The organism is Nostoc mirabile CHAB5784, assembly GCF_020829645.1.
GTDB lineage: Bacteria > Cyanobacteriota > Cyanobacteriia > Cyanobacteriales > Nostocaceae > Nostoc > Nostoc mirabile.
Genome location: NZ_JAIVFS010000022.1, coordinates 50,953 through 68,920, shown reverse-complemented (window position 1 = coordinate 68,920; position 17,968 = coordinate 50,953). Strand labels below are relative to the sequence as shown.

19 protein-coding genes and 2 pseudogenes are annotated in these 17,968 nt (G+C 39.9%); 5 read left to right on the top strand and 16 right to left on the bottom strand.

Going from position 1 to position 17,968, the window contains the following annotated elements; translation table 11 throughout:
* Positions 1-67 precede the first annotated feature (67 nt).
* Complete coding sequence (locus LC653_RS46240) at positions 68-196, bottom strand: hypothetical protein (protein ID WP_267923082.1); 129 nt, start codon at positions 194-196, stop codon at positions 68-70.
* A 185-nt stretch (positions 197-381) separates the two neighbouring features.
* Positions 382-1,062 (bottom strand): uracil-DNA glycosylase, encoded by a 681-nt coding sequence (locus LC653_RS16355; protein ID WP_229495467.1) that lies wholly within the window; start codon positions 1,060-1,062, stop codon positions 382-384.
* A 192-nt stretch (positions 1,063-1,254) separates the two neighbouring features.
* Here LC653_RS16355 and LC653_RS16350 point away from each other — a divergent pair, with 192 nt between their 5' ends.
* A complete protein-coding gene (locus LC653_RS16350; RefSeq protein ID WP_229495466.1) occupies positions 1,255-1,953 on the top strand; it encodes a phosphoribosyltransferase in 699 nt (232 codons plus the stop codon).
* Between the two features lie 165 nt (positions 1,954-2,118).
* On the opposite strand, the gene LC653_RS16345 is transcribed toward LC653_RS16350, so the two are convergent.
* The 5 genes and pseudogenes from LC653_RS16345 to LC653_RS16330 form a co-directional block, all read right to left on the bottom strand.
* Positions 2,119-3,222 carry a tetratricopeptide repeat protein gene (locus LC653_RS16345; protein ID WP_229495465.1) on the bottom strand — a complete coding sequence of 368 codons (1,104 nt, stop codon included), beginning with the start codon at positions 3,220-3,222 and terminating at the stop codon, positions 2,119-2,121.
* A gap of 597 nt (positions 3,223-3,819) precedes the next feature.
* A pseudogene (ybiA, locus tag LC653_RS16340) lies at positions 3,820-4,050 on the bottom strand (riboflavin biosynthesis intermediates N-glycosidase); the annotation flags it as partial.
* 149 nt (positions 4,051-4,199) lie between these two features.
* Positions 4,200-4,317: pseudogene (locus LC653_RS47340) on the bottom strand (Swarming motility protein ybiA); the annotation flags it as partial.
* Between the two features lie 214 nt (positions 4,318-4,531).
* Entirely contained in the window at positions 4,532-5,374 is an 843-nt protein-coding gene (locus LC653_RS16335) for a cyanophycinase (protein WP_229495464.1), read from the bottom strand.
* Positions 5,375-5,747: 373 nt separating this feature from the next.
* Positions 5,748-5,951: a hypothetical protein gene (locus LC653_RS16330; RefSeq protein WP_229483945.1), complete on the bottom strand. Its 204-nt coding sequence runs from the start codon at positions 5,949-5,951 to the stop codon at positions 5,748-5,750.
* A gap of 315 nt (positions 5,952-6,266) precedes the next feature.
* Between LC653_RS16330 and LC653_RS16325 the strand changes: the two genes are divergently transcribed.
* A complete protein-coding gene (locus tag LC653_RS16325; RefSeq protein ID WP_229495463.1) occupies positions 6,267-8,177 on the top strand; it encodes an acetate--CoA ligase family protein in 1,911 nt (636 codons plus the stop codon).
* A 309-nt stretch (positions 8,178-8,486) separates the two neighbouring features.
* On the opposite strand, the gene LC653_RS16320 is transcribed toward LC653_RS16325, so the two are convergent.
* The 3 genes from LC653_RS16320 to LC653_RS16310 all read right to left on the bottom strand — a co-directional run bounded on the left by LC653_RS16320 (position 8,487) and on the right by LC653_RS16310 (position 10,802).
* The gene (locus LC653_RS16320) at positions 8,487-10,103 is read right to left on the bottom strand and encodes a tetratricopeptide repeat protein (RefSeq protein WP_229495462.1); all 1,617 of its coding nucleotides are present in this window, start codon (positions 10,101-10,103) and stop codon (positions 8,487-8,489) included.
* A 236-nt stretch (positions 10,104-10,339) separates the two neighbouring features.
* Positions 10,340-10,618: a hypothetical protein gene (locus tag LC653_RS16315; RefSeq protein WP_229495461.1), complete on the bottom strand. Its 279-nt coding sequence runs from the start codon at positions 10,616-10,618 to the stop codon at positions 10,340-10,342.
* Positions 10,605-10,802 (bottom strand): hypothetical protein, encoded by a 198-nt coding sequence (locus LC653_RS16310; protein WP_229495460.1) that lies wholly within the window; start codon positions 10,800-10,802, stop codon positions 10,605-10,607. The genes LC653_RS16315 and LC653_RS16310 overlap by 14 nt, the downstream gene beginning before the upstream one ends.
* A 124-nt stretch (positions 10,803-10,926) precedes the next feature.
* Between LC653_RS16310 and LC653_RS16305 the strand changes: the two genes are divergently transcribed.
* Complete coding sequence (locus LC653_RS16305; RefSeq protein ID WP_229495459.1) at positions 10,927-11,385, top strand: endonuclease domain-containing protein; 459 nt, start codon at positions 10,927-10,929, stop codon at positions 11,383-11,385.
* Positions 11,386-11,765: 380 nt separating this feature from the next.
* Positions 11,766-11,933 carry a hypothetical protein gene (locus LC653_RS16300; RefSeq protein ID WP_229495458.1) on the top strand — a complete coding sequence of 56 codons (168 nt, stop codon included), beginning with the start codon at positions 11,766-11,768 and terminating at the stop codon, positions 11,931-11,933.
* 125 nt (positions 11,934-12,058) lie between these two features.
* Here the strand turns inward: LC653_RS16300 and LC653_RS16295 are convergent, their stop codons facing one another.
* The 5 genes from LC653_RS16295 to LC653_RS16275 form a co-directional block, all read right to left on the bottom strand.
* The gene (locus LC653_RS16295) at positions 12,059-12,838 is read right to left on the bottom strand and encodes a hypothetical protein (protein ID WP_229495457.1); all 780 of its coding nucleotides are present in this window, start codon (positions 12,836-12,838) and stop codon (positions 12,059-12,061) included.
* A gap of 163 nt (positions 12,839-13,001) precedes the next feature.
* Entirely contained in the window at positions 13,002-13,376 is a 375-nt protein-coding gene (locus LC653_RS16290; protein WP_229495456.1) for a transposase, read from the bottom strand.
* Between the two features lie 139 nt (positions 13,377-13,515).
* Positions 13,516-14,301, bottom strand: a complete 786-nt coding sequence (locus LC653_RS16285; protein ID WP_229495455.1) for a DUF4058 family protein — start codon at positions 14,299-14,301, stop codon at positions 13,516-13,518.
* 212 nt (positions 14,302-14,513) lie between these two features.
* Positions 14,514-15,248, bottom strand: coding sequence for a DUF4058 family protein (locus tag LC653_RS16280; protein WP_229495454.1), 735 nt, complete (start codon positions 15,246-15,248; stop codon positions 14,514-14,516).
* 81 nt (positions 15,249-15,329) lie between these two features.
* Positions 15,330-15,869: an SH3 domain-containing protein gene (locus LC653_RS16275; RefSeq protein ID WP_229495453.1), complete on the bottom strand. Its 540-nt coding sequence runs from the start codon at positions 15,867-15,869 to the stop codon at positions 15,330-15,332.
* Positions 15,870-15,934: 65 nt separating this feature from the next.
* On the opposite strand from LC653_RS16275, the gene LC653_RS16270 reads away from it, so the two are divergent.
* Complete coding sequence (locus LC653_RS16270; protein WP_229495452.1) at positions 15,935-16,129, top strand: hypothetical protein; 195 nt, start codon at positions 15,935-15,937, stop codon at positions 16,127-16,129.
* 275 nt (positions 16,130-16,404) lie between these two features.
* Here LC653_RS16270 and LC653_RS16265 read toward each other — a convergent pair whose 3' ends face one another.
* Entirely contained in the window at positions 16,405-17,913 is a 1,509-nt protein-coding gene (locus tag LC653_RS16265) for a UbiD family decarboxylase (RefSeq protein WP_229495451.1), read from the bottom strand.
* Between the last annotated feature and the right edge of the window lie 55 nt (positions 17,914-17,968).

The following is a 17,968-nucleotide window of genomic DNA, read 5'->3' as shown; positions in this document are numbered from 1 at the left end:
AAACCAATTTATTTTACCAACGACAACTTCTTGGAATGTTGAAGGTTTGCCAACATTCAACCTAACCTCACATCTGCATCAAATTTTCTGAGGAGTAGCGACGCAAACCGTGGTAGAACACACCTGCACCAACCAATAGCACGGTAGTTGACCCAGCCACTGCTAGCACAGCATGAATCAAAGATAGTGATCGCAATTAGTGGACTGAAATTTTCTCTTTCACAGAATCTAGTCGTCTACATCGCTTAAAATCTTGTATTTAGTCCTCTTGAGAGGACTTTAGCTATTAACTTTGGAATTTCTTCCCAAGCGGCATAGGAACGAAGCAAGTAATTGAAAAGATGTTCGCAATAACAACCCTTAAAAAGAGGGAATTAAGGATTAGCTATTATTTTGGATTTCGTCTAACTTGGCACGCACTGCTTGGATATCCTGCCACATCAACCATTTAGGCGCACCTCTTTCTTTAGAAGGGTTACGCAGCAAGTAGGAAGGATGAAAAATTGGCATACATAAACGCCCTTCCCACTCTAGCCACTGTCCGCGAATTTTCGTAATCCCCCGCTTATCGCCTGTGATGCCTTTGACAGCAGTTGCACCTGTTAACAGAATTATTTTAGGGTCAACTAGGCGAATTTGTTCCAATAAGTAGGGTAGACAAGCCGCCACTTCTACAGGTGTAGGAACTCTATTATCTGGTGGACGACATTTATTTATATTGGCAATATATACATCTTGCTCTGTAGTGAGATTTACGGATGCCAAAATTTTCTCTAGCAACTGCCCTGATCTGCCTACAAATGGTAAGCCGGTTTCGTCTTCATTTTGACCAGGCGCTTCTCCTATAACCATAATTGGGGCTTTGAGATTACCGCGTCCGACAACAGCATGAGTTCGAGTGTCTCCCAATGGACAACGATGGCAGCGATCGCAATGCTGTGCCAACTCCGTCATGTCAGAATAAGTTCCCGGAGCGATCGCAATTTTAGCGTCTGTGGGAATCAGTTCTCGTTGGTTAAGGGTTGAGTCGTCGAAGAGGCTGAGTTGGGTTTCGCTGCTCATGAAAATTAGGATTTTGGCATCAGCACCATCTGTCTTATCTGAGTTAAATACTGCTTTGGTTGGAGATTTATCAGAATAAATAGACTTTTGCTGAATACTTAATTATTTATACAAATCTTATTGTATCAGTTAATTTGAGACAAAATTCAGTCATCATAAAAGCAGTACCGTCCTAAAATGCTGGGGGAAACCATGTCACATACCCCGCTTTTCGCCGATCGCACCCATGCGGGTGAGTTATTGGCGCGAGTGATTCATGATGTTTTGACTCAGCAAACTATTGATTCTGGGGTTAAGCCTGTACCAATTGTTTATGCTTTGCCAAGAGGAGGTGTACCAGTAGCAGCACCAATAGCACGTCTTTTGGATTGTCCGTTGACAATTGTTGTGGCGAAAAAGATTAGCCATCCAGAAAACCCAGAGTTAGCAATTGGTGCAGTCACGACTTTTGGAAATGTTCTTTGGACGGATCAAAAGCTATTTCGCCTTAAACATGATGCGCGGTGGCGGGAAGTAGTTTTAAATAAAGCGATAAACCTTGCTAAGTCTCTTGAGGCTTTATTAATTCCTGCTTGTGGGCAGGTGAATGCAGAGGATGCGACGCTCATCTTAGTTGATGATGGCATTGCTACAGGTATGACAATAGCGGTAGCAGCAACTGCTCTGAAAACGCTTTCTCCAGCAGCAGTTTGGCTATGTACTCCAGTAGCACCACCAAAATTGCTATCTTGGTTAGAACAGTGGGGCGATCGCACCATTGTCTTGGAAACACCGGAACCCTTTCGGAGTGTGAGTAATTTTTATGCCCAATTTCCCCAAGTAGATACATTAGAAGTTCTCGCATATCTCCAGCAACAAAAGACAATGGAAGAAATTGACCTATGCGAGTAATTTTAAATTATTAACTAATTATTAACTCTTAATTATTCCTTTCCCTCTCTTGCTTTTTAACGATTTTTGGGCGTTTTTGTCAAGAGAGCTAATGGCATCAGCAAGTTTTGTGACTCTTGTCTTTATCCCCATTACAAAACTGAATTACGAATTACGAATTACGAATTACGAATTATTTGAAGATGTTCCTTGCTGGTATTGCATAGCTTTGGCATAATCACCCAAGGCGTAGCAAGCAGCTTTGAGACGATCAAGAGCTTCTTCTTCACTGCGCCGATCTTTGATACTTCTAGCTAACAGCAAACGTTCTTCATAATACTTAATGGCTTTGTTATAGTCACCCAAAGCTTCACAAGCAACTCCTAAATTACCTAAAGACTGTTCCTCGCTACGCTTGTCTTGAATTTCTCTAGCTAATTGCAGGCGTTCTTCATAATACTTAATGGCTTTAGCATAATCACCTAAGGCATAACAAGCATTCCCTAGATTCTTTAGCACCTGAGAGGCACTGCGAACATGTTTTAAGGAGCGTGCTAGTACTACACACTGCTCATAATAGGCGATCGCTTTTGGGTAATTGTCCAAAGCATACCAAGCATTACCCAAATTTTTGAGTACCTGTTCCTCGCCCCAGTTATCTTTGAGTTCCCGGACAATTTCTAGGCTTTGCTGCTGATACTCGATTGCCTGCGTAAAGTTTCCCGAAGCTTTATACACCAATCCCAAATTATTCAGTGCTGCTACTTGACTACGTTTGTCTTGCAGCTGTTGCGTTATTTTTAAGCATTTTTCCAAAAATTCAATAGCCTTGTTATGGTCATTTAGATGACGGTATGCATTCCCTACATGGGAAAGTGCTTGCATCTGCAATGCTAAATCTGAGTTCTTATTCAGCAAAGACAAACACTGTTGGGAGTAAGAGATAGCACCTTTGTAGTCTCCAGCGCTGTAAGTTACCAATCCTAAAAAAGAAAGTGCCTGTGCCTGTTTTTGCAAATCCCCAACGGACTGAAACAACCCCAAGGATTGTTGTAAGGACTTCAAAGCCGCTATTAATTCACCAGCTTGCTGCTGTTGAATTCCTTGCTTTAGTAGCTTGGATGCTTCCGATAAATTGTTGTCACTTTCCTGTATAGGTAGTATTTCTGCTTGTGAACCAGAGTCAAATTCATGGGTAATTGTATTACGCTTCACTGATTTTAAGTATGTTATGGGTAATTGTAGGGGAACTGTATTTTTCGATCTGTTATTCCATTCGCCTTTAGACATCAGCCCTTTCCTGTTCAGTCTGGTGCTAAATCTAGTGTTCCCAAAACCACAAGGTATCTTTCATCAGGTTGGTTTGGTTTAGCACAGCGTAGGTTAAGTAGGCGTGATACCATTTCACTTTAATAATAAAATGATACAAATACGCTGGTAGGGGCTTGTCTTTGCCATGCCCTACGAGAAATCTATATGTATCAAGATTTTTGCGAATTGGTATGAGAGTCTATCAATGAAGCGATCGCTTCGCTATTGAATCGTTGATCGAGGCTTTCAGATTACCACTCATGAAGAGTAATAACTATAGTTGTTACTTAGGCAATAGGAAACTTTAAAATATAAATACGTTTTTAGAGCGTAGAGTGTCAATCCTGTGAAGAATTGCTGCTTTTAAGCTACTCAACAAGAATGTAAATTTCAGAAGTTTAGGCGAGTGTGTCTTTAGTGTCTGTAAAACTATAAAATATAAAAATATTTTTTCAAGGTAATGTATTACTAGAAGTTTGAGTCTAGTAATCTTAGTTTCACGCCTTTAATTGCCTATCTGTCCTTCAATTTCGATTATAAAAGTTCATATTGGAGCAAACATTCATAGCAAGAATGTTATTTAACATTTCTATTATCAACATCTGCGCTGTATGTATGTTGCAGGATCTCTCGCACCTGCATTAAAATTTTTCCTAGCATGTTTTTACCACTACCATCGGCTCCGCAGCCCCAGTAAAAATCGATGGGCGAGTTTTCAACAATTTCTGCATTGCCTGTGGAAAGTAAGATATTCCTGATATCTGTATGAGTTTGAAATTTAGATAGCACACCTTGCCGCATGATGTGGGAGCATCCCAAATGTGTAAAAACATATTTTGTCATTGCGAGCGTAATGAAATGAAGCGTTCGCGGAGCGTCTCTTAGAGTTGCAATCGTAAAGTCTAGATGCTGCGATTGCTTCATTCCGCTTCGCTCCATTCGCAATGACTACCTGCTAACTTGAAAGTAGTGTTCGCTAGTTGACCAATAGAATCCATCTAATTCAAAGCCGTAGGGCGAAAAGTTAGAGAAACAGCCATATTCTTCACGAGTGTTATAAAAGTAGATTGTCATAGATGTCACACAGAATTAAATTCTGAATTCTGGCTCCTGACTCCTGAATTCTGTTTTGTTAATAATAAATCCCCCCTTTCCTCGTGAAAATGCGGGGCTATGTCCGCTATTTCTAAGAGTACTTGGGAGGAGATTCAAGAAATAAATGTCACTAATCTACAAATATTAATTATTGGCTCAATTTAAACGCACCTGGTAAAAGTTAGGTGTTGATTCAACCAACAGCTACAGACATATTTGCCACAGAGCCATTATTTAGGATAGGCTGGCGGGTTTTTAAGTCAAATTTGAAGCCATGTGGCAAAATATGAAGCTTTGCTCCGCAAATCGCCAAAGACTCATCCTTCAAAATTTCGTCCATATTGTTGTACGTAGCCTCTGATTCATCAACAATCGTAACCGCACCTGCACCAATAATTTCAATTTGGTTATCTGTCACGACCATAGCGGTATTCTCGTCAATACCGAATCCCAAAACAGCAGGCTGTAGTATCAAAGCTGAAATTAAGCGTCCCAAGCGTCCGCGTTGGGAAAAATGCTGGTCAATTACCACTCCTGGTAGAAAACCAAGACCGGGGCCCATTTCAACAGTTTCAATCCGAGGATGTGTTTCTGAGTCGCCTTCTACAATCATTACGTCTGGCATCACGGCAGCTCCGGCACTTGTGCCTGCGATAACTACACCTTCAGAGAACCGTTGATGAATCGCCGTATCTATTTCGGTGCCCTTGAGAATGTTAGTTATGCGAGCTTGATCTCCTCCGGTAAAAAAGACCCCAGTTGCTTTATGAATTGCTTCTAATGCAGTAGATGAAGATGCATCTTCGCGGGTTTCTGTATCAATAATGCGAGCATTTTCGGCTCCCAGTCGCTCAAATACTCTAATATAGTTTTCTCCCACTTCTCTTGGTAATTCTGTCGCCGCTGTCAGAATTACAATATACGCCTTCGTACCCCCAGCGCGTCGCACAAAGTCCCGCAGAATTTGGCAATCTCCTTCCTTGTCTTCGGCTCCCCCTATAATTACCAACTGCCGTTTGGGATTACTTTCTACCATGATGCCCCCTGATTTGAGTTAATAAATTTTACTAAACCATGACAATTCCAACTATCAAATCATCCCTTTGGTAGATCACTTGATAGAAGGTAGTATTACAGTTTGCGTAGACGCATTCGCAAAGCGTTTCCAAGAGTTGCCGTTTGTCGTTAGACATCGCAGCGAAACCAAAAGATTTTTCCAAAAAATAAAATTACATAAAAAATAACTATCCTTATTAACGTTTGTTGACTTAATAAAACCCACAGCAGCAACTGCCTCTAGAGTGATTTTCTAGAGGCATTGCTAATTGCCGATTGAAAATTTCTTGGGCAATTATTAAATAATTGGTATTAACTCTCGCTGGGTGCAATTAGATATCTGATGGTAAGTCCTAATGAATGCGACTTCTGTAAAGCAAGTTAGTTAAGAAAAAACGTGCTTGTTCTAGTGGGAGATGCCTGGGTTTGCCTTGGTAGACAATTTGATACTCATTCATATCCGGGCCATCACCATGCCCAGAGATCAGCTTTTGGTGAAAAGCTTCCTCAGCAAGTTCTCGAATTTCGTCTCTTAGAGCAGCTTGTGTGCTATTCATACTTTGCTGTCTTTTGAATACCGCATACTTATTTATACAAGTTATTGGCTGGGTTTGCACCTTTCAAAGGTTATATATTTGACTATTCATGAGGATGAATTGACTGTACTTTTTTCTTTACTGAGGTTGGGAGGTTTAATTATGCCTTGAGATAGTTGAAAATGCTTACTAATAGGTTTAATGTGGGTTCTGATTAGATCAATGGCTTTGCCATCACTCTCCACAATTAATGTGAATCAATTTACAATCAATAAGTCTGAGTAACCAGAACTCAGCATCTAAATTTCAGGGTGTTTAGCCAAAGGTTCGTAATCAATGGTTCTACAAAAAAGCAGTGATTTAGTCCGCATTAATGCTAGAAGAACGGATGTATTCGATATTTTCAACTTCAAGCATTATATTGGGCCCAACCTCTATTTAGATATAGGGGCGCTAGTATTTGACTTTGCTCTAGTTGAGTCTAGAGAGCCTTTGCCCATTGAAGATTATATTGCAAAGATTGGCGATCGCTATCCAAATCTGGGCAGCCAAAGCTACGAATCTTATGCTCATCTATTTGCCCAAGTTGTGTCCGAAGTCGGAAAACTGGACATGGATTTGCACCTTAACCGTTGGAGTGTCAAGCCATATCCAGGTTTCGTGCGGATTAGCATTCAATCATTACATGAACGCACAACTAGAGAGGTAGCTTATTTTGTTTGGGATTGGTTTGAAGCTATTACCCAAGACGAAGACTTTACCTTTGACGAACAATTGGTGAGGCTGCAAAATAAATTCCGCGCCTCTGTCTATGGTGGCCCCACGGTTTACGCCTTATTGCGAACAGCCTACGAAAAAGGTATTCCCGCCTTTTATTTGTGGGAAGAAGGATTAATGCAATACGGCTTTGGAAAAAAACATGTCCGGGGGGTAGCAACAACATTTAACTGTGATAGCCATCTAGATTCGGAATTCACCACCCGCAAAGATGACTGTAAGGCATTTTTAAAAACGTTAGGTTTCCCAGTCCCTGAAGGCGATATTGTCTTTACTGAAAAGGAAGCCTTAGCGGCAGCAAGACAAATTGGTTACCCAGTGGCAGTTAAGCCAGTGGTAGGCCACAAAGGAATTGGCGTTACGGCTGACGTGCAGGACTCAAAAGAACTTGCAGCTGCTTATAATAGGGCACTGGCAGCGATTCCCGAAGATCAGCTAACTCGGATAATTGTTGAGAAAAGTATTTCCGGCTCAGATTTTCGTTTGTTGTGTGTCAATGGCAGATTTGTCGCCGCCACAGAACGCCGTCCAGCATCGGTTGTTGGTGATGGCTATTTAACGCTTGCAGAGTTAATTCGCCAAGAGAACCGCAAACCTGCACGTTTAGACTCACCCACCTCGCCGATGAGTAAAATTCAGATAGATGAAGCGATGGAACTCTACCTAGAGGAACAGCGCTTATCATTGGACAGTGTTATTGAGAAGGGACGCACTGTTTACCTGCGTAAAGTCGCCAATCTTTCAGCTGGAGGTATGAGCATCGATGCAACCCAGACAGTTCATGATGACAATATTATCTTGGCGCAAGATATTGCCCAACACTTCCAGTTGACTTGCCTTGGTATTGATGTCATTACCAAAAGTCTCTCGGAATCTTGGAAATCTAGTAACTTTGCTATCTTGGAAATCAACGCTGCACCAGGTGTTTTAATGCATCTTAAACCTTCTGTTGGTGAAAGCGTTGATGTGCCTTCTCATATCTTAGAAACCTTTTTTGAGTCGGGTACAGATTCTAGGATACCGATTATTACCTTTAATAAAATCTCAGTTGAAGAACTGCAAGCAACGATTGACCATATCCTTTTGCAAAATCCCAACTGGACAATAGGCGCTGTTTGTCGTGATGCAGTTTTTGTGAATCGCTCCAAAAAAGTATTAAGCAAAAATTACAACAGCAACGTCCAAACTTTGCTGCGTCATCCAAAACTTGATTTGCTGATTGCCGAGTATGCCGAAGACATTCTAGATGAAGAGGGGATGTTTTACCCCAGTAGTAATATGGTCGTTTTGGATAATCCCACCGAAACTGAGATGATATTAGTGCGGGATGTATTCGATGGTTCGACTGTGGTGATTAGAAAAGGCAACGATATTTCTATTCGTCGCAAAGGGTTGATTGAAGATTATTCTTTGGGTGAAGATGAACCATTTACGCGGGTTTATTTGAAAGAGACTGGAGCAATTTTGTGAGCTAAGTAAATAGGCGCTTAACCCAATTTTGCTTAATCCAACGGTAAATTGGGGTATAGCAGTTTTAAATCATTCGTGAAAGGTTATAGCGGTTCTCGGTTGAGTAGGTACAGAACCCCACCCCCAACCCCCTCCTCGCTTGCGGGGAGGGGGCTATGATGTACCTGATCTGATTAGGAAACGGTATATATCCCGGATAACTTTTACGAAGTGGGGGATGTGGACAGAGAGAATTTTCATAAATGAGATAGGATACTATATGAGTTGAGGGTAGCTGAAAGTTGCTATTTATCCGAAATCATCGATTTTCTAGAAGTTTAAAATATCTAATGATTCTTCTATTTCTAAATCTAATATTCTTTCTCGTGTATCTTTGAGTGCTTCTAGCTTACCTTCTTGACGATAGATATCTGCCGCTTTTTGAAAATCTTCAATTGCTGCTTGTTTCTCTGCTATTTCTAAACGGATATTGCCACGATTGTAATAAGCATCTGCATAATTTGAATTAATCTGGATTGCTTGAGTATAATCTTCAATTGCTCTTTCAAAATCTCCTAAATCTGAACGAGCATTACCACGGTTGTAATAAGCATCTGCATAATTAGGATTAATCTGTATTGCGTGAGTATAATCTTCAATCGCTCCTTCAAAATCTCCTAAATCTGAACGAGCATTACCACGTTTTTTATAAGCTATGGCATCTTTAGGATTAATTTTAATTGCTTGGGGAAATCCCGGTTGAGAGCCTAATAAATAACGAGCAATTCCACGGTTTTTATAAGCATCAGCATAATGGGGGTTAATTTTAATAGCCTGTGTATAATCCTCAATTGCTCCTTGGTTATCTCCTACATGAGAACGAGCTTCAGCCCGGTTTTTATAAGCTACGGCAACATTAGGATTAATTCTGATAGCTTGGGTATAATCATTAATTGCTTCTTCTAATCTTCCTAGTTGAGACAGAGCTAGACCTCGTTTATTATAAGATTTAGCATCATGAAGATTTATCTGAATTGCCTGAGAATAATCTGCGATCGCAGCTTCATAATCTCCTATTTGATAATAAGCTAAACCTCGTTTATAATATAAATCAACATCACTAGATTTAACTTGTAAGGCTTGATTATAGTTGGCGATCGCATTTGAATATTCTCCTTTCTCAAAACATTCATCACCTAATCTTACATAAAGTATATTTAAATCTTCATCACTATATTCTGGGTGAAAATAAGATTTGCTCAACTGATTAATAGTTGGCTTAGATGCAATTTCTTGCTTCGGGATATATTTGTAAATTGGTGGCTTTTGCCTAGAATTATTTATAGAAGATTCTAACTGTTCTAGATAACACCATAAACCACCGCCATACAGTAATTGTTCTATCCCAAATGAAATTTTACCAGTTTTCAACTTAATCATCCGGGTTGGGAGAAAGCCAGCTAAGAAAAGGTGATACTCAGATTGTGCTTCACTTACATCTTCTTGAATCAAAATGCAAACTACAACTGCATTTTTTTCAACCTCTTCAGAACTAATCGACCATCTAACTCTATCAATACTACCGTGACGAGATTTAACCTCAATACCAATAGATGGGTCAGAAGTCAAGGTAAAATCTATATTGCCATCGCCGCCAAATCGCTTTTCATAATCGACTTCGGTAATAAAATCAGCTAAACGTTCTTTGACAACTTCCTCACCCAACTTTCCTTTGAGATAGCTAATAAAAACGTCACGAACTGGCGAAACACGTTTATATTTCTCAGCCATCAACCAGCAAAATTCCCGTAATGCCCTTAACCTTTCTCCAGAGATTATAGTTAATTCACTATATTGACCTTCTGTTTCACAATGAAGCAGAGAACCAGATGTTAACCTTTTAATAAAATCAGACTGTAGCGATCGCAGTAGTGTAATCCAGTCCATTTATATTTCTGCGAATCTTTTGATGAGATTATTCTATTAAAATATCCAGTTGGCGTAAAGCTTTAAATTAGCCTGGGTGATATTACCAAAAATTGTTTACTATTTTGCAAGCATTCTTAACTTAAATTAATATATTAAAAATAGCAGAGGGTGAGATAGGGTTAAAGGGAGTGTATTAAGACATAGCAGGCTGTCTCAGACATTGCTGTTTGTTACAGTCGAGTATGAGTGGTGATTTATTGATAGATTTGCCGGAGTTCTTCTAGAGTATTCACAGTTTTGATACTGGTGAGAATAGCCCTTAATATCTCTACGTTCTGTATTTGGACAATCTCTGGTAATATTGTTAACCCTTCGCTGCCAAATTTTAGTTCCAAAGCAATTTCAATACCTTGAAGTAACCCTTCCCTTATACCCCTTTTTTCTACGCTGGTAATATACGGCATTTTCTTTTCCTCCTCATATTGAGTTACTTCTTGCCAAAAACTGTTCTCTAATTCTTCAGGTAATCTCATCACCCAATCGATAAATCCCTAGTTCCGCATCTCGAACGACTTGCTGTAACTCTTTGTCCAAAAAAGTATAGCCTCGCTTCCAGTCTATTCCTTCCGCAGCTACAGGAAAGAAAAATTCAATGCACTCTTGAAAGTAGGTTTCTATAGCTTCTTTCCACGGACTGTCATATTCATCGTTAGACATTGACGTGATTTACATTACTTTTTTAGGTGCGGCCATGTTTGATTATGCCAGAGTTTTGAGGAGTTTGGAGAGTGCGATCGCTGGGAATAATACATGAAATATTAGCTAACCACCAACATCGCAAATGACCGAAAATCACAACCCCAACCCAAAGCCTCTCACCAACTCCAGTCCCCCCTCCTCGATTGCGGGGAGGGGGTTAGGGGGTGGGGTTCCGGGATACCCTTGGCAAACACCATACGAACTTTGGAAAAAACTTAAGCCATTGGCGCGACAGATGCGGCGTGAACCAACTCCAGCAGAAAAGCTACTTTGGGAGAAGTTGAGACACAAGCAACTTTTGGGTTTCAAGTTCCGCCGTCAGCAAACAATTGACCGTTTTATCGTCGATTTTTACTGTAATGAAGCGCGGTTAGTGGTGGAAGTGGATGGCGAAATTCACGACTATACCCAACAGGAAGATGCGATACGTCAAGAATTTTTGGAGAGTTTGGGGTTGCAGGTTGTGCGATTTAGAAATGAGGATGTTCTGGAGAGGATGGAGGGTGTGTTAGAGGATATTGCTAGTTGGTTGCAGAGATAGAACCCCACCCCCAACCCCCTCCCCGCAAGCGAGGAGGGGGCTAATTATGTGGGTTTTGGTGGTGTGTGCGATCGCTTTTGCTAAGGAAGTGCGATCTTATCATAGTAGTACAGATGTTTTATAGCTTTCTAACTTTGGCTTTTGAATGTAGTCAATAACTAAGATCATGGTGTCCTAGTTAGCGGTAGTGACTTCCTAGGAGTAAATTACTACCTTTAGTAATTAAAGAAATCAAGGTTATGCAGTTTTATTTTTATTGAATAGTTTTACTGACAAAATTTAGCTTCAAAATAAAACATATGTCAACCACCAACCCGCGAAAAAACAAAGACGGATTTTTAGATTTCTTGCGTACTCTTTCAACCAAATTGGAAGAAATTATGTCTCAACTGAGTAAGGCTCAATCAGATAATCGACCTATTCAACAAGCTATGGAAAATATCACCAGTCTCAAATCTCAGATAGATTTAAAAATAAAAGAACGTCAAGACCAAAAAGCAGGAAAACCAGATTTTGATATAGATAGACCTTGGTGGCGTAAGTGGTAACGTCAGTAAAGTGATGTATTAACTCAAAAGGTTATCAAGTCTCAAGACAACTTAAAAATAATAATTTGATAATTATATGAGGTAAATTTCAAAAAGATATGAATGAGGTTTTTTCAAAGCTAATTTTATTGATTCAAACCAGAATCATATAGATTTTTTAAAATATCAATAAATTCTTCAACAACTCCTGTGCCATTGTCCAATTCTTTTAATTTGTCTTTCTGTTTAATCAAGTCGAGAGCTTGTTTATATAACTCTAATCCATCCTGAATATCTTCGTTCATCGCTGAAGTGTGTTTCTCTTTAATCCACTCAGCACTTTTCAAATCATCTTCAAAACTTTTCTGCAACCAGTTTAAGCAACTACGAATATCCCAGTAAAAAGCATCTCTCTGCTTTTTAGTCAAATTCTGTTTTGGTAATACATTTTCAACAACACTCTTTGCTAGATATCTTCTATTTTTTTCCACATTTAACCATTTTAGAACTTCTTTAGCTGCATTATACTGTTCCATCCATCCGTTATAATTTGTCTTGATTTCATTTATTCTTCTTAGACAGTCGGTAAGAACATCGCCCCTGATATTTAGGCCTTTTAATTGAATTTCAATGTTATCTAACTCTTTAGAGAATTTATTTGCATAGTTACTTATTCTCTGCTTTGCTTCTTCCTTAGCTGTTTTATTTGCTTTATCGTCTGCTTGTACCTCAACTGAAGCATTAATAACTGCCGAAATCACACTCCAAGAAATCACACCCAACAAAGTAGTATAAAGAAACTTTTCTTGATCTGTTTGTGGCTTATGCTGGTTATTCAAACCATAACCAAAGAAGAAAGCCAAAACAACAAAACCAAAAGCAATAGCTGAACTAATTGTTGGCTTAATAAGTATATTCAAAGTCATTTAGCCACCTCCGTATATATTATATTTATGCAAATTATACTCGAAGCAAAATTGTATTAATCTTGACATTGTAAAAACTTACAGAGTTACAAAAACATAAGTATATCAGCAGTATTGTAACTCTGCTAAATTGATATCACTGCTCCAAAATCTTAGTTACCATTTAAAACTCATTAGTATTTATAAGCTTTTCTAGTATTTCTCTTTCCTCCTTAATTGCTTTATGGATACGCTCAATCATATAACTAGCAGTATTCTTATTAACCTCAATCTCTTTGGCAAGCTGACGCACACTAATACCCCCTGGTAAATTTAGCACAAGGTGAATCGCTACAAACCACTTTTGTAATTCTACATGAGTCTTGTGAAAAAGTGTACCTACTGTAACACTGTATGAAGTAAAGCATTCATTACAGTGATATCTATGCTCATTCTTGTATGCAGTAGCGTTGGTTGATTCACAGTATGGACACTTTGGCTTTCCACCCCAGCGAATTTGCTCAAGTAGGGCAAGGCATTCTTCGTGATTTCGTGACATGGTTATTCTCAGAACTCTGAGAATAACCATGTCAAAAATTACTCTTTAATTTTCTAGCAATATGTATCAATCGTTAAGGAAAAACCAAGTTAATATTGCGATCGCATAAGTATATACTTAGAATTCACAGTATTTTGAGTTACCGTAAACCCTTGTGCTGCAACAGTGCATCCGCCCAAGCTGCATCTGCTTCTGACAACGCTGGTACTGGCTGTTGACTATAATCTACTACCAAATCATAGCCGTAGATATCATATACCTCATTTAATAATGTCTGCAAATCTATAACTGGTTCCGTATCTCCAGAACGCAAAGGCAGGGGAAAAGGTGGAATTATATGTGGTAAATTAAAAGCATATAAGTCAGCATAAGGACGGCGATCGCCACGACAAACTAAAATTCTATAATGACTCTGAATATCATTACCCATCATTGGCATTGGTTCACCTTTACGCAGTAAATCAATTTCAACTAAATTACTACGACTGGCTAATACTTGTTCGCGTTTCTCTTGATATGTCTGCCGTCCTCTCCCTGTACGTTTATTTGTAGGAGATAAAATTTCAATAGTAGTAACTAATGCCTCTGTTCCTACTTCTCGTACTTCTAAATATCCTTCCCTGATGGAAACAGGCATAGGAATCTTTACTTTTATAGGTTCAGGCGTTGGTGCGGCTACTGCTACATTTGTATTTGTAGAATCATTTACAGTCTGCCGATTTTTCACAATTACATCAGGAATGCCAACAAGTAGTGAATTTTCATCAGTGGTTTCATACATCCGCACCTGTAGAGCAACTCGATATTTAGGACGCAGTTGGGGAGATAAAAACCTGGCAATTTCACTAATTAGCAAGTGATATAATCCTGGAAATAATTCAGGATGTTCTAAATAGGGATTCATTCCAGGAAATATGGAAGGCATTGATTTAACTCCTATTTTCTTCTTTAACTAGTTCCGTGGGTTAAAGTCCCCGGGTTCAATAAAAATTTTGTTTTGTGTTGGGGTTAAATCCCCATTACAAAACAAAATTTACGAATTACGTTAGCGCAGCGGGGCGTAGCCCATTACGAATGACGAATTATTTAACGCAGTCCTTTCTCCCGTAACAATGCGTTTGGTCAAACTGCATTCTCTTATGAAAATTTGGACACTGGCTCTTTGCTGTAATCTATTACTAAGTCATAACTTGCGCGGTCATAAATCCCAGCTAATAAACTCTGCAAATCTACCAAAGGTTCATTATCACCAGTTCGCAAAGGCAAGGGAAATGAAGGAATTACATCTTGCAAATTAAAGGCATATAAATCAGATTGGGGACGATTTTCTGCCCGACTTACCAAAATCCGATAATCATTTTGCGTACCATCCCCAAAAACTAACATTGGTTCCCCAATACGTAATAAATCAATTTCCAGCAAATGTGTTGAACTTCCCAATACTCGCTGTCGCTTAATTTCGTATGCGTTGCGTCCTTCTCCTGTACGTTTATTTTTAGGTGATAAAATTTCAATTACTGTTACTACTTCTTTTGTTCCTACCTTTCGCACCTCTAAATATCTTTCCTTTACTATCTCAGGTACGGGAACAGTCACCGTTTTAGGTTGAACGGCAGGTGTAGCTACAGCTATATTCGGTATTTTAGGATTTATTGCTGTCTGTGAATTTTGTACTATTACATCAGGAATACCAACCAAAAGTTTGTCATCGCCAGTGGTTTGATAAATTCGTTCTTCAATGGCGACAAAATATTTAGGACGTAGTTGAGGAGATAGATAATCTGCGATCGCAACTATTAGTCTCCCATGTACTCCTGGCCATAATTCAGGATCTTCTAAATACGGATTCATCCCTGGAAATGGATAAGCCATAACAAATATCCCAAAACCAAAATTCTAGAAATAATTCTCATAGCCCCTCCTCGCTTGCGGGGAGGGGTTGGGGGTGGGGTTCTAAGAACAACTAGTAAGGGCTGCACCACATTGATCTTCCCTTGTCAACCAACCCTTAACACCTTGATATTCCACCTGCGCCCAATCTCCCTGACAGCCTAACAATTTGACAGCCGTATTAGCAGGAATTCTCCCCACTTTCTGGCTTTCTTGACTGTTACTAGTATATAAATCCACGCCATTAGTACCGTAGCCCTGAGTTGATAAACCTAACTTTGTCACAAACACCCATCCAGTTCTTTTAAAACCATCACTAGCATTAGTAATCTGCACCCAATCTTTAGCAGCAGCAACAACTTGAACTGTTTCATTAATGGGTATTTGCCCTAAAATTCTCTTTTTCGTACTTCTACCACTCCGTACATTTAAAGCTTGCGGATCTGTATCAGTAACATAGGCAAAAATATCACACTTTTGTATTTTTCTTGATTCCGCTAAAGCTATTTGATTAGCTATACCACTATTGAGCATTACACTAATACAACTGAATACCAATCCAATCGCTAACTTGTTCGCCGAATTTTTGACTTTTTTGGTCATAATTTCTTCAATGTGCTGCCATCATTACTCTTGCTTTTCTCACTCGTAAACCAGCTTTTGCGACATTGAAACCAGCTTTTGCGACATTGAAACCAGCTTTTGCGACATTGAAACCAGCTTTTGCAACATTAAAACCAGCTTTTGCGACATTGAAACCAGCTTTTGCGACATTGAAACCAGCTTTTGCGACATTGAAACCAGCTTTTGCAACATTGAAACCAGCTTTTGCGACTCTGCTGATTGCCTATCAAGTACGATAGCAACGAAGCGGGAAATTTACCAGTTAAAAATAGGACTTACGCAAAAGTACACGCTGTAGGGGCAATTCATGAATTGCCCCTACGTCAAATAAGGGTTTCGGCTATTGTTTGCGTAAGTCCTGAAAAAATTCAAATGTTACGACTTACGCACTTCCCCCAACCCCCTTAAAAAAGGGGCTTTAAAAGTTCCCCCCAATTTATCGGGCGGCTAGGGGAGATTTAGGTTTCAGGATTGAGTGCGTAAGTCACAGCGTAACGCACGGCGATACAAAATACTACTTCATATCGTAGCCAAATAAATTCGGGTCTACTTCTCCTAACTGCAACTCTGCCAAACCATACTCCGCCCATCGTCTCTCTACCATCGCCGCCACATCTGGATCTGATTCTAAAGGCGAACCCCATTCATGGTCTGTTTCCGGCGGAATTTTAGTAGTCGCATCAATTCCCATGCGTCCACCTAAGCCAATCTTCTCACTAGCAAAATCCAACGTATCAAAAGGTGTATTCGGCAAAATAAAGACATCCCGCACTGGGTCAACTTTGGAACTAATCGCCCACACAACTTGACGCGGATCGCGAATATTTATATCTTTATCCACAACAATTACAAATTTTGTGTATGTAAATTGTGGTAAAGCACTCCAAAACGCTAAAGCTGCTCGTCGCGCTTGTCCCGGATATGCCTTATCAATGGAAATAATCGCCGCTTTGTAACTCAAAGCTTCCATTGGTAGGAAGAAATCGACAATTTCTGATACTTGTTGCCGCAGTATGGGAGTATAAATGCGATTTAGTGCGATCGCCATCATCGCTTCTTCTTTAGGTGGACGACCGCTAAATGTTGTTAAGTAAATCGGATTTTTCCGGTGCGTCATACACTCAAAGCGGATTAACGGCGAATCCTCTACACCGCCGTAATAACCCATGTGGTCGCCAAAAGGCCCATCTGGTAAAACTTCCCCTGGTGTAATCGTCCCTTCCAAGACAAATTCGGAATCTGCGGGAACTTCCAAATCGACAGTTTTACACTTCGCCAACTGCACACCAGAACCGCCGTAAAGCCCTGCAAACAGCCATTCTGATAAATCTACAGGGATGGGTGTAGCTGCTGCCATAATAATTAGAGGATCTACACCAAGTGCGATCGCAACTTCTAATTTTTTCCCACGTTCGGCTGCTTTTCGCAAATGTCTCGCCCCACCCCGCACCGATAACCAGTGAACCGTCATCGTATTCTTGGATTGCAGTTGCAAGCGATACACGCCCACATTTGGAGTACCAGTCTCACAATCCTTGGTAATTACTAGTCCCAGCGTGATAATCTTGCCAGCATCACCAATATAAGGACGTATCAAGGGCAACTTATTTAAATCTAAATCATTACCTTGAACCACAACTTGCTGACAAGCAGGGAAAAAATCCCGTCCTGGTTTTGCCTTCACCACATCAAACAGTACTTTCCCAAAATCTATCGCTTGGGAAATCTTCTTCGGCGGTTTTGGCTGTTGCAGCATACTTAGTTTTTTCCCCAGAGTTTCCAACTCCTCTGGATACTGCATATTCATCGCCCAGCAAATCCTTTCCACAGTTCCCATCAAATTCACCGCCACAGGGAAGGAAGCGCCTTTGACGTTTTCAAACAACAACCCTGGGCCACCTTTTTGCAGCATCCGGTTGGAAATCTCGGCAATTTCTAAATCTGGGTCAACTAAAGCTGAAATTCGCCGTAATTGTCCCTTATCTTCCAAAATTTTAATGAATCCCCGCAAGTCTCTTGCCATTGTTCTAATAAAGCTGATTATTTAAGAAGTGTGAAGCGCTTTCTTATATTATGGA